Genomic DNA, 11,532 nt, shown 5'->3' with positions numbered 1-11,532 from the left:
GGTCAAGCGGTTAAGACACCGCCCTTTCACGGCGGTAACACGGGTTCGAATCCCGTACGGGTCACCATTCTAGAAGATAGAGATTAGAAGTAAGAAGTTAGAAGAAAGACTTTTCTAACATCCTACCTCTTACATCCAAAACGGAGGATTAGCTCAGCTGGGAGAGCACCTGCCTTACAAGCAGGGGGTCGGCGGTTCGATCCCGTCATCCTCCACCATAAACATATCATCGGCAATTTATTAGATAACGACGCGGGGTGGAGCATGGAGCGAAACATCGTCGAAGTAACAACGACATGTCTCGACGCATATACTGCAACGCAAAACTGGAAGAGGAAGAGACAACTTCTTCGAAACAGCATCATCCGAATACTATATAACGACGCGGGGTGGAGCAGTCTGGTAGCTCGTCGGGCTCATAACCCGAAGGTCGGCGGTTCAAATCCGTCCCCCGCAATACCAAAAAATGGTCCGGTAGTTCAGTTGGTTAGAATGCCTGCCTGTCACGCAGGAGGTCGCGGGTTCGAGTCCCGTCCGGACCGCCACTTTTATGCCGGCCTAGCTCAATTGGTAGAGCAACTGACTTGTAATCAGTAGGTTGGGGGTTCAAGTCCTCTGGCCGGCACCATTATTTTCATAGAAATGCGGGTGTGGCGGAATTGGCAGACGCGCTAGACTTAGGATCTAGTGTCTTATGACGTGGGGGTTCGACTCCCTTCACCCGCACCATTTCTTACATAATATCAAGAGCGATTAGCTCAGTTACGAGCAAAGCTACTTGAACATCTACGAGTTGTTCTGACGCAGCCGGCAACAGAGTGTTACTAGAAGAGGAAAGAACAGGTAGGACCACGGAGCAGAGCATCGTCCGTAGGCATCATGAAATCCTTCAATGAAATATCTGCAAGAGCCATTAGCTCAGTTGGTAGAGCATCTGACTTTTAATCAGAGGGTCGAAGGTTCGAGTCCTTCATGGCTCACCATTTTACTAAAATATACATACATATATCAAAGGTCAACGGTCGTTGGTCTTTTTTTGTTTGGCAAGTAAAGTACGGGGGTAGCTAGTTTATAGCCACTAAGAAATACCTCCAATTTTCAATGGGAGCATTTCTTAGTGCTGTTATTGAACACTTATATGATGATCAGAACAGTAAACCTTATAATTGAAGTTTTTATTTATAAAGATCTGTGCGATTGTCTCGAATCTTCAATTATTCCCTCAATAGAGTTACTTCTCATTAATAAATTTTACTAATAACTATCAAAGATAATTAAGTTCGAAGTTGAGGTGGATTAACATACATACGATTGGAGAACCGAATCATACAAAAAGCTGTTCTCTGCATCTGTTTTAAAAGTGAATGATAGGAAACAGCTAAAGGAATTTTTTTGTAATTTTTAAACGTAACATAGGAGTGTAGTGGCGCACTTGGATTAGGGTTGATAGATTTAATGTGATGATAGAAAAGCCAACTGCATTCATGTTGTTTTGGTGAGTGGGTAGGGAAGGCATAAATTTCCTCAAGTGGATTAACTGGAATTGGTATTTTGTTCACGATCCCTACTTTATGACTTACAGCTGTTTTCCTTCCTTCATAACCTGCGCCACCTTCTAAACAAGCCTCTTTAATTAATTGAAAAGATGGTTTTCTTACAAAGTACTCTTGATCTCGTTCTAACACGATCGTATCATAATCAGTATGATAAGCAGGCAATAATGCTATTGTTTCTTCGTTAACCTCATAGTTTGTTAAGATTTGTTCATTCATCTTTAATCATCTCCTCTAATGAAATATATTTACAAAGAAATGCTGTAACAAAGAATAACTTCAGTACAAAACCCTCTTTCAAAAAGTATCAAATTTATAAGTAGATAGGTGCATCTAAAATCTAGTTCTTTTCTCCCTTCTTTACTTAAAGAATATATTAATCAAAGCTTCATTCAACTGTTTAGGAAGAAATGCTTACATGAAATTATAATTGTACTAAAAATATGTTTTACTACACGCTTTAGCTAGCTGCAATACAGGTTATGCCATACTTTGAAAATAGCAATATTAACGTAGAAGCAAAACGCATAAATAATTCGTAATGATGATCGGGGAGCAGGCTGTAATGAGCCTGCTCCCCTTAGAGGGTTTCTTACATTTTGTAGTAAAAATTAATTGATTTTCCTACACGGTGAATATGTTGTCAAAGGATTCGTCCTTTTATAATAATAGTAAGCTGATTTTTCTAAGCTTTTACTATTTTGATAAGGCTTACAAATTTAATTGTTACAAAACTGAAATCTGAATAAGGTATTACAATTTAAACACTCGGATGAAGACGAATGGATATTCATCTAATTTAGGAAGGAAAGGAAGAAAGAAACATGGCAAAGTCTTTTAAAGTTGGAGTGATAGGGGCAGGAAACATGGGGTCTGGAATTGCTCAAAAAATGGCGCAAGAAGGATTAGATGTTACGTTAGTTGATATAACCGAAGAGCAGGTAGAAAGAGGGGTTTCAATTGTTAGAAACACTCTTGAAGAGGGAGTGGAACGTGGAATCTTTACTAAGGACCAAGTAGCAGAGGTCATGAGCAGGCTTCATGCAACTTCATCTTATGAAGCTTTAAAGGATGCAGATCTAGTAGTTGAAGCAGTATTTGAAGATTTGAATGTAAAGGGCAGTGTTTTTCAAAAACTTGATAGTATTTGTGATGAAAAAACAATTTTTGCGACGAACACATCAAGCCTATATGTTAAAGATTTAGCAAAATTCACGAAGCGTCCAGAAAAAGTGATCGGATTGCACTATTTCTATCATCCAGCAAAAAATAGATTGGTAGAGGTCATCCCACACCAAGAAACAAGCAAAGAAACAGTTGAAACAACATTATTAATTGGAAAACTTCACAATAAAACTTGTATTGTCGTAAAAGACTCGCCAGGATTTGCTGTCAACCGTTATTTTGTACCGTTCTTGAATGAATCGGTTCATTTATTGGAAGAAGGTGTAGCGAATATTCCAACGATTGATGCTGCTGCCAAGCAAGGTTTTGAAATCGGAATGGGTCCGTTTGAATTAATGAATGTCACAGGTGTTCCGATTGCAGAGCATTCATGCACGTATTTAGCAAAAGAAATTAGTGAATTCTATGCACCTAGTGAATTGCTCACAAAACAAACAGAAATGAAACAAAATTGGGATCTTAGTGGTTCAATAGATGAAAGCAAATTTGCAGAAATTAATCGCCACCTTTATGCAACCGTTTTTGGTGTTGCCGGTGCACAAGTTGACGAAGGTGTAGCAAGTATTGAGGATACAGACCGTGGGGCAAAGATCGGATTAAAGTGGAAGCTCGGACCGTTTGAATTAATCAATAAGGTTGGTGCTAAGAAAGCATATGAAATGGTAAAAGAACTCAATGCCAAACGTGAAGGTTTTCATGTTCCGAATGTATTAAAAGAACAGGCCGAAAAGAATCAGCCGTTTGCGTTCAACTATGTTGATCTTGAAATGAAAAATGACATTGCCTACATTACGATTAACCGCCCTGAAGCCATGAATGCATTGAACCCGGTAGTAGTGGATCAATTGGAGAAAGCATTCGACCAAGCTGAGAAAGATCCTGTTGTAAAAGGAATTGCCATTCAAGGTGCCGGTAAGGCTTTCATTGCCGGTGCGGATATTAATTTCTTTATTGAGTGCATTAAAAGCAATGAAATTGATAAAAATGTCGCATTCACACGTAAAGGACATGAATTATTAAGAAGGTTTGAAACATCTGATAAAGTGACGATTGCGGTATTAGATGGACTTTCTCTAGGTGGAGGCAGTGAACTGGCGCTATCTTGCCAAGCGATTGTTGCAACTAGCCAAGGATCGATGGCTTTCCCTGAAAGTGGTTTAGGAATTTATCCAGGATTAGGTGGAATGCTTCGAATTAATAAGCATGTTGGTAAGGAATTAGCCAAGTATTTTGTATTAGCTGGAAGACCATTGCCGGCAACAATGGCCAAAGATCTAGGAATTGTTACTGAATTGACAGAGATGGAGGCCATTGAGGCAACAATTGAAAAGATTGTAGCCAATGGAAAGGTAGACAAATATGCGGCTAGAGAAATCCCTTCAGCGTTTAATGAAATGGTAGACACGTTCTCCGAAGAAAATGTTAAGAGAATGTTTAATGGCGAACAGCCACTAGGTGTAAGTGAAAAGTTTGCAGAGAAAATGAAGAAGGTTATTTCTTACAAAGGGCCAATTGCTTTAGAAACAATTAACGAGTTAATTAACAAACAATCAGAGTTAACGATTGATGAGGGCATCGAACTCGAATTAAGCTATCTAGTTAAAATCTTTGAAACGGAAGATGCATTAAATGGTTTAAGTGCTTCTATGCGTGGTGAACGTCCAACCTTTAAAAAAGCAACAGTGTAACAGAAGTAGGAAAACGGTAAATGCTTTGGAATTTATGAGGTATAAGGCCACCTCATAAATAATTTGTAATTGATAATAGGGGAGTGGGCTGAATTGCTCACTCCCTTTATCCATTTCCTAATTCTATAAAATTAACAAATTGTAGTATAATTGGTAAGGTAGTTTGTGTAGTAATACCCAAAAATGGAACGTTCTAGTTTGGCTTAGTAAAGTAATTCTAGTCCAAATATATTGCAATCTTTGAACAAATGAGAGGGAGAAAAATGAAAATAACACCAACAACACTCACGATCAATCAATTGCTTGGAAGCAGCAATGAACAGTTTATTATTCCGGCTTATCAACGAAGATATTCTTGGGGAGAAAAGCAGTGGGCTGATCTATTTCACGATATTAAGTTATTAAATCAGGATGAGTCACATCTACTTGGGAATATCCTATGTTTGACTTCAAATTATTCTGTCGGCATTAACGAGTTAGAGCTTGTTGACGGTCAGCAGCGAACAACCACGTTAACCATTTTAATAAAGGCATTGTCCGAGAAGTTCAAAGAATTAGAAGTAGAAGAAGTACATAATGAACTTGAAGGTCTGTTAACGTGTAAAGGAATTGATCGGGTTCCGAAACGAAAACTCATTTTAGGAGATCTAGATGACGTTGATTATTTGAAGTTTTTAACGAGCGAAGATCTCGATACGATTAAAAACGAAAAAATTTTAGAAGCAAACTACTTTTTTACGCAAGAACTAAATAAATTTAGTTTGCAAGAATTATATGAATTTGAACATAAGCTAAGAAGCAATACGTATATCATCCGGTTAGATGTTGCCAGTGCAAAAGATGCTTATAAATTGTTCGAAACGATTAATAACCGAGGACTTAGGTTAAGTCCGACTGATATCATTAAGAATTTCCTTTTAGGACATGCTTCTTTACTCGGTGACGATAATTTAGAAAAAGTAAAAGGATACTGGACAAACATTATCAAGAATCTTGATGGTATTAAAACAGATGATTTCTTTAGACAATATCTGTCGTATGTCCTAAAAAGAAAAATAACAGGTACAAATATCATTGGAGAATTCAAAAGCCTTTACTTTCGTTCAGTAATTGAAGCTGAAAATTTAAATGAATATAGTGATTACGAAGAACCACTTACGGTTACGGATGATGATGTATCCGAAGATCAGTCACTGGATATAGAGGGTCAGGAAGAGACGGAAAGTGGTACAGATAATAAAATTTCAATTACCGAATTCGTAAAACAGCTACGTAATGCCTCAACTGTTTATAGCCAGATTCGCAATCGCACGTTCTCCAACAAAGAGTTTAATAAGCATCTTAATAACCTGATGAAAATAAAATCTTTTCCATCGTATATCTTTTTGCTGGATTTATTTCAACGTGATGTCAGTGACAAAGATAAGATAGAAATTCTGCAACTCATTGAGACATTTATGCTCAGAAGACATATTTGCGAGTATAGAACAGGAGAACTCGACGCAATATTCTCAAGTTTAGTAAATGTAGAAAATGAAGACATTGTTGCAAATGTGAAAAATCAATTAAGTAAACATCTGCCGGGAGATAACGAGTTTAAAGAAAAGTTTACTAAGTACAGTTTTAGAAATAACGAAGGAAGAGCGAAATATGTTCTGGAACAATTTGAATATGACTTGATCGACGACAGAGGGGAGTATATACTCACTTCTGGAATCGACCTTCACTTGGAACATATTATCCCTCAAAAAATCACAACAAAAAAATCAAAGAATGAATTCGGCGACTGGGAGAAATATCTTGGGGAGAATGCTAAAGAGAAGCATAAAGAATATGTAAACAGAATCGGCAATCTTACACTTTTGGCTAAATCATTGAACATAAGTGCGTCAAACAATCCGTTCGAAAGCAAAGTAATGGAATATAAAAAATCCAATATTAAATTAACAAAAGAAGTTGCAATGTATACAAATTTTAAGTTTGAACAGGTTGTAGAACGTTCGTTGGCGTTTAGTGATAAGGCTGTTAGGTTGTGGTCATTCTCGTAAAAAGGGGGTGCACTGATGCCTGTATATAATAAACTTGTCCGAGACAAAATTCCTGAAATCATCGAAAAAAGTGGCAAGCAGTTTCGAACGGAAGTATTAAACAAACAGACTTATGAACAGGAACTGTGTTCGAAAATAAAAGAAGAGCTCGATGAACTCTTACAAGCTGAAACAACGAGAGAGCGAGTCGAAGAAATGGCTGATCTCTTAGAGGTCGTATATGCTTTTGCCCGTGTAGACGGAGTTGAACCAGAAGAACTTGAACGTGTCAGACAAAGCAAGCAGCAAGAGCGTGATGGCTTTGAGAAAAGAATTAAATTAATTGATGTAAATGACTAGCAGTGCTTGTTTTAACAAGTACTTATAAGGAGTATACTGCCTATTAGATAGGTGGTGTACTCTTATCGTTTATTAAGGGGGAGTAAAATGAGTCATAAGCTTAAAGTGGGGGAGCTAAGCGAAACGTACTTAACAGAAGAAGACATATGGAGAACCTTTACGATTGTGTTATCAAGTAAATCGGTAAAATCCTCTACATATAAGTGCGCCTTAATAAAATCATTAATTGAAAATTTATATCAAGTAAATGACAAGTTCGAGTTAACTTATGACCGACTAGCCTATTCATTCACCAAGATTTACTGGAACTTAATTGTCCACCACGATCTAATTAAACAAAATAGAGGGAAAAATGCGCGAGTTGTGACGGTCATTAAAGAAGTCCAGACAGCGTATGGAATCCCATCTGAATTTAGTTTTGATAAAATTGATGACAGTATTCAATTGAAACTTGTAACTAAAGGGAAATCAACTATGAAAGAAAATGTGTATGGTGCTCTTTATGGCGATACTGGAGGGAGTTTCTACGCTTTTGATCATAATACGACAGCAGTTTAATGTTGTAAACATACATCAAAAGAATAAGTATTATCAATTCTTGCGAAACGTTTGTCAGTTTATCTAGGAGAACGAATTGCTTCGTAGACCATACTGCGCAATAATTATCTTTATTTTTAAGTGACTTTGTGAAAGGATGTACTAAGCAAAGAGCAGGATTGTTTAATAGGAACATACAACATTTTGCAGGCTTTATTTCTAAGAAGTATGTTAAATTGGATACAAAAATCAGAAGGAGGTGTTATATTGAAAGCAGAAAAAAGCTTAAGAGTTTGTGAAAAAGGGCATAAGTATTACAAAAGTAGTAACTGTCCAAGTTGTCCTACTTGCGATAAAGAGAATAAACCTGATAGTGGCTTCCTATCGAAACTAAGTTCACCTGCTAGAAGTGCCTTAGTTTACGAAGGGGTTGATACTTTACACAAACTCTCTAAGTACACGGAAAAAGAAATTCTAAAAATCCATGGCATTGGACCAGCTTCCTTACCAACTATGAGAACTTCATTAGAAGAGGTTGGTTTATCATTTAAAGAATAATAATGTGATTTCCTATCAATCAATAGTGCTTGAATGCTCCCGGACACAAGATGAATCATGAAAGAGCCAGTGTAAGGCTATTTCATGATTCATCCGGAAAAACAAGTGTTAGTTAGTAGAAAATAACCAGCAAATACTATTTAATTATGAAACAGGAATAACCTTATGTCATTAACCACATGAAGGTTTTCCTGAAACCGTACCACTAGAAGGAGTAAGTCTTTTTTGTCTACGTTGTTCTTGAAGAATTCCTGTTAAAAGCTTTTGAATTATTTTTGTTTCAGGTGTTTCATGTGTAGGGTGTGCAAGGTTTATTTCTTCTATTGGATCTTTCGTTAGATTATATAATTCGAATTGATCTGGGACTGGCTGAGTTTTGGTGGTTGTGATACAAAGAGCAGCCTGAAGACCCTCTGAAACATCTGTGGCTTTTTTCTGGACTGTTTCAACATCTTCAACGCCTGGGTCACTCCAAAATTGTCGATTATCGAAATAACGAGTGAACTTCCAAATCTCCTGCGAGTTCGAATCACCTGTTGGTAATCTGACAATGACCGTTTCTAAATGATTAGGCTGAATAACGGCTTCATATGGTTGGCCAGTTAGTGTGTATTGATTTAAGCCTTTTGAAAATTCATCATCTGTCATAAAGTAAAGAGCCTCATTCCCTCGAGCAAACTTTGGATTTCCGTTTATTAATGAAGTTAGGTCACGCCCTACTAGGGGACGGACCTCTGAATGATCTTTTTTCAGTTTCTCTTGTGCTTCTTGAATATCAATGCTTGCAAGCCCTAATAACGTGGGAACAATGTCGACATGACTTGTTAGCATATCCGTTTCTTTACAGCCAGCAAAGCGTTTAGGACTGTGTATAATGAGTGGAACATGAAGTGCTTCCTCATAAGCATTATGCCATTTTTGAAATAACCCTCCATGGGCCCCAACGAGACTACCATGGTCTGCAGTAAATAACACGATTGTATCTTCATAGAAAACCGACTGCTTAAGAGCGGTAAATACTTTATACATTTCATCATCAACCTGCTTATGAAGTGAATAGTATAGTTGTCTGTAAAAAGGTGTATCTAATGTAGGTTGTAATGCCTGTTGATACACGTCTCGGTAATTACGCTGGGCTGATGGCTTAGTAAGTAGGTCTTCATTTGCTGTTGGGGCTTGCGGTATAGCTGGGACGGAAGGATCTACAGGAAAATTAAATGTTGGTAGTAATTGTGTGAATAGCCCAAACAGGGTAATGTCGTGCGGATTGACAAACGATGAAACAATTAACCAAGGGTTGTGATTATTGTCATGAGCTTCTTCTTCGAGGGAGTTAATTAATTGAACAACCTCTTCAGAATAAACGACATCACGGCCGCTTACCCCATTCGCCGCGGACGAAGCTGAATTTCGGGGATTTGATCCATGTGGTTCAGGGCCAATCCACCCATCAAAGCCATAGGAATCAAGCCGATTTGCATTAGAATAAAGCTGTTGTTTTTCAGGATCCGGAACTCCAGTTGTCGGGTCATAGCTTAACATTGCTTTATGACTTGCTGGAACAATTACGTCCTCATCAGAAGCATGCCATTTCCCTTTCCAAAACGTTTGATAACCTGCAGAACGAAAATAGTCACCTAAAGTAGGGACTGTATTGTGATCAAGCCAGTATACATCTGGATCAAAAGCTCCTTTCGCTGCACCTGTCGTTTGAGTAACCCCGTGCAGGGAAGGGTACTGGCCAGTGTAAAGCGTGGTTCTACTCGGTGAACAAGCTGTACTTCCAATATAATGATTTAAAAATGTCATCCCATTTTCTCGTAAAAGCTCATGTGTCTTCAAGTGTTTTTTGCGCCAATTTTTTAGCTCTTCGTTTTCATAAACCGTTGGAAATCGTTCCTCATCAACAAGAATAACAAGGAAATTTGGTCTTTTATTTTTTTTCGTTGAATGATTTGGTGGGGATTTATGTTTAGTCAAAGTGTCGCCCTCCTATGGTGCTCAAGTTGTGGTTCTTTATTGTATGTAGGGTAGTGGCAATATGATTGGATATCCTTGTAGAAAATGAAAAAGTGACATCTTTTCCTATATCCATAGAGGCACTCGCTTAACTATCGTTCAAGCAATAGATTTTCAAACAATGACAAATTAAGCCTCTGCTCATCTTTTCAGGTTTATCCTTAGACTTCATAAACTTCCAGATTGATAGCTCGATTACGTGTGAAAAATAATTTATTAATAATTAATCCAGAACATTGCCATTATCCTTTCAATGCCGAAAGAGACAAAGGAATAAACTTCGTTGTTATAAATTCTAGCCTGTCACTCAGGCAAGTGAAGCCAAATAGGATTAGTGGATAGGATTATTTCCTATCCACTAATTGTATTTAAGATCGCTTTAAGAAAAGAGTTATTTAAAATAACAGTTGGTAAGTAAAAATTTTGGATAACTCATAATATTCAGATGTCAATTCGTATGCAGAATATATTGCAAATTAACGAAAATGTAACGTTTCCAATCCCCGAGTCGATGGTAGGAATTTTATCAGGTTTATTTTGTGCGTTGTATAGTGTAATAGGGACGTTACTTTTTATATATTCCCTATCAATTAAGTTCTATCGAGTAGCTATGTTGTGATTATTCTAGATCATATTTACTTCCGTACTTGTATCAGCGTGTTTTGCTTTAAAATTCGATTTTCCTATTTGTTATTGAAGAAGAGAGCGTCAATCGCCATCAAATAATTCGTTATAAACGTTAAGAAAAGAGTCCACAATAGGTGACTTCTCATCTTTTCTCCACGCAATATGGAGATCAATAAAATTTGAATCTTTAATCTCTCTAAAAACTAGTCCTTTTATTGAATTTTCACGAGCTAAATGGCTGACAAGAGCAAGTCCATATTCAGCAGAAACGAGAGAGAGTATTGTTAAGATTCCATGAGCTTCTTGGACAACCTTTGGGGTGAAACCGAATTTTCGACATAAAGAGATGATTGTATCGTAGTAGACCGATTCTTTTTCTCGAAATGGTAAAATAAAAGATTCGTTCTTTAACATTTTTAAATCAAGTGGCGATGTTTCATATGCTAAAGGGTGAGTTTCAGGTAATGCTACAACAAAGGGAACATGATGAAAGACACTAAAGTTTAGAAAGTCAATTTCCGTTGGTACGCACAACAAGCCAATATGAATGTTTTTATCTTGAAAAGCTATTATTTGATCAGAGCTAGATAACTCATCGAGAACGATTTCTACATCGGGAAACTTCGAATGAAAATGCCGAAATAATTCTAATTGCTTGCTTCGCCATGATCCCGTAAATCCAATGATCAATTTTCCCTTTTCACCCTGATGTACCTTTCGTGTATCTTCGCAAGCTTTTTCAATTTTATTAAAAATAAGATAGGTTTGCTCTAATAATAACTTACCTGCATTTGTTAACTCAACTTTGTGTTTAGAACGTAGGAAAAGGCTTACACCAAGTTCAGTCTCTAGTTGTTTGATTTGCATACTAAGTGGAGGTTGACTGATGTTTAGCCGAGCTGCTGCTTTACCGAAGTGCAACTCTTCAGCTACTGTTATAAAATATCGTAAATGCCGTAGTTCCATAGATTAAGTCAT

General features: G+C 37.3%; 8 protein-coding genes and 6 tRNA genes. 11 read left to right on the top strand and 3 right to left on the bottom strand.

Annotation, left to right across the window (positions count from 1 at the left end):
- Window positions 1–142: 142 nt before the first annotated feature.
- From AC1FXZ_RS06790 to AC1FXZ_RS06765, 6 genes are all read left to right on the top strand, one after another.
- Window positions 143–218 (top strand) — tRNA-Val (locus tag AC1FXZ_RS06790).
- A 165-nt stretch (window positions 219–383) separates the two neighbouring features.
- A tRNA-Met gene (locus tag AC1FXZ_RS06785) sits at window positions 384–457 on the top strand.
- A gap of 11 nt (window positions 458–468) precedes the next feature.
- Window positions 469–545 (top strand) — tRNA-Asp (locus AC1FXZ_RS06780).
- A 7-nt stretch (window positions 546–552) separates the two neighbouring features.
- Window positions 553–628: transfer RNA gene (locus AC1FXZ_RS06775), tRNA-Thr, on the top strand.
- 16 nt (window positions 629–644) lie between these two features.
- A tRNA-Leu gene (locus AC1FXZ_RS06770) sits at window positions 645–729 on the top strand.
- Between the two features lie 178 nt (window positions 730–907).
- A tRNA-Lys gene (locus AC1FXZ_RS06765) sits at window positions 908–983 on the top strand.
- 291 nt (window positions 984–1,274) lie between these two features.
- On the opposite strand, the gene AC1FXZ_RS06760 is transcribed toward AC1FXZ_RS06765, so the two are convergent.
- Entirely contained in the window at window positions 1,275–1,772 is a 498-nt protein-coding gene (locus AC1FXZ_RS06760; RefSeq protein WP_480051950.1) for a competence protein ComK, read from the bottom strand.
- 605 nt (window positions 1,773–2,377) lie between these two features.
- Here AC1FXZ_RS06760 and AC1FXZ_RS06755 point away from each other — a divergent pair.
- The 5 genes from AC1FXZ_RS06755 (at window position 2,378) to AC1FXZ_RS06735 (ending at window position 7,908) form a co-directional block, all read left to right on the top strand.
- A complete protein-coding gene (locus tag AC1FXZ_RS06755) occupies window positions 2,378–4,426 on the top strand; it encodes a 3-hydroxyacyl-CoA dehydrogenase/enoyl-CoA hydratase family protein (protein ID WP_480051949.1) in 2,049 nt (682 codons plus the stop codon).
- A gap of 263 nt (window positions 4,427–4,689) precedes the next feature.
- On the top strand, window positions 4,690–6,474 hold the full coding sequence (locus AC1FXZ_RS06750) for a DUF262 domain-containing protein (RefSeq protein WP_480051948.1): 1,785 nt from the start codon (window positions 4,690–4,692) through the stop codon (window positions 6,472–6,474).
- 15 nt (window positions 6,475–6,489) lie between these two features.
- A complete protein-coding gene (locus AC1FXZ_RS06745; protein WP_480051947.1) occupies window positions 6,490–6,813 on the top strand; it encodes a pyrophosphohydrolase domain-containing protein in 324 nt (107 codons plus the stop codon).
- A gap of 87 nt (window positions 6,814–6,900) precedes the next feature.
- On the top strand, window positions 6,901–7,371 hold the full coding sequence (locus AC1FXZ_RS06740) for a hypothetical protein (RefSeq protein ID WP_480051946.1): 471 nt from the start codon (window positions 6,901–6,903) through the stop codon (window positions 7,369–7,371).
- A 246-nt stretch (window positions 7,372–7,617) separates the two neighbouring features.
- Window positions 7,618–7,908: an RNA polymerase alpha subunit C-terminal domain-containing protein gene (locus AC1FXZ_RS06735; protein WP_480051945.1), complete on the top strand. Its 291-nt coding sequence runs from the start codon at window positions 7,618–7,620 to the stop codon at window positions 7,906–7,908.
- Between the two features lie 171 nt (window positions 7,909–8,079).
- On the opposite strand, the gene AC1FXZ_RS06730 is transcribed toward AC1FXZ_RS06735, so the two are convergent.
- Both AC1FXZ_RS06730 and AC1FXZ_RS06725 read right to left on the bottom strand, forming a co-directional pair.
- Window positions 8,080–9,888, bottom strand: a complete 1,809-nt coding sequence (locus AC1FXZ_RS06730) for a sulfatase-like hydrolase/transferase (protein ID WP_480051944.1) — start codon at window positions 9,886–9,888, stop codon at window positions 8,080–8,082.
- A 747-nt stretch (window positions 9,889–10,635) separates the two neighbouring features.
- Window positions 10,636–11,520 carry a LysR substrate-binding domain-containing protein gene (locus AC1FXZ_RS06725; RefSeq protein WP_480051943.1) on the bottom strand — a complete coding sequence of 295 codons (885 nt, stop codon included), beginning with the start codon at window positions 11,518–11,520 and terminating at the stop codon, window positions 10,636–10,638.
- Window positions 11,521–11,532 lie beyond the last annotated feature (12 nt).

It is taken from the genome of Halalkalibacter sp. HAAS-P014, from assembly GCF_056619965.1.
This window is presented reverse-complemented; position numbering and strand designations above follow the sequence as displayed.

Coding starts and splice junctions, on each gene's coding strand:
- AC1FXZ_RS06760 (WP_480051950.1), bottom strand. CDS start 1,772: ATGAATGAACAAATCTTAACAAACTATGAGGTTAACGAAGAAACAATA.
- AC1FXZ_RS06755 (WP_480051949.1), top strand. CDS start 2,378: ATGGCAAAGTCTTTTAAAGTTGGAGTGATAGGGGCAGGAAACATGGGG.
- AC1FXZ_RS06750 (WP_480051948.1), top strand. CDS start 4,690: ATGAAAATAACACCAACAACACTCACGATCAATCAATTGCTTGGAAGC.
- AC1FXZ_RS06745 (WP_480051947.1), top strand. CDS start 6,490: ATGCCTGTATATAATAAACTTGTCCGAGACAAAATTCCTGAAATCATC.
- AC1FXZ_RS06740 (WP_480051946.1), top strand. CDS start 6,901: ATGAGTCATAAGCTTAAAGTGGGGGAGCTAAGCGAAACGTACTTAACA.
- AC1FXZ_RS06725 (WP_480051943.1), bottom strand. CDS start 11,520: ATGGAACTACGGCATTTACGATATTTTATAACAGTAGCTGAAGAGTTG.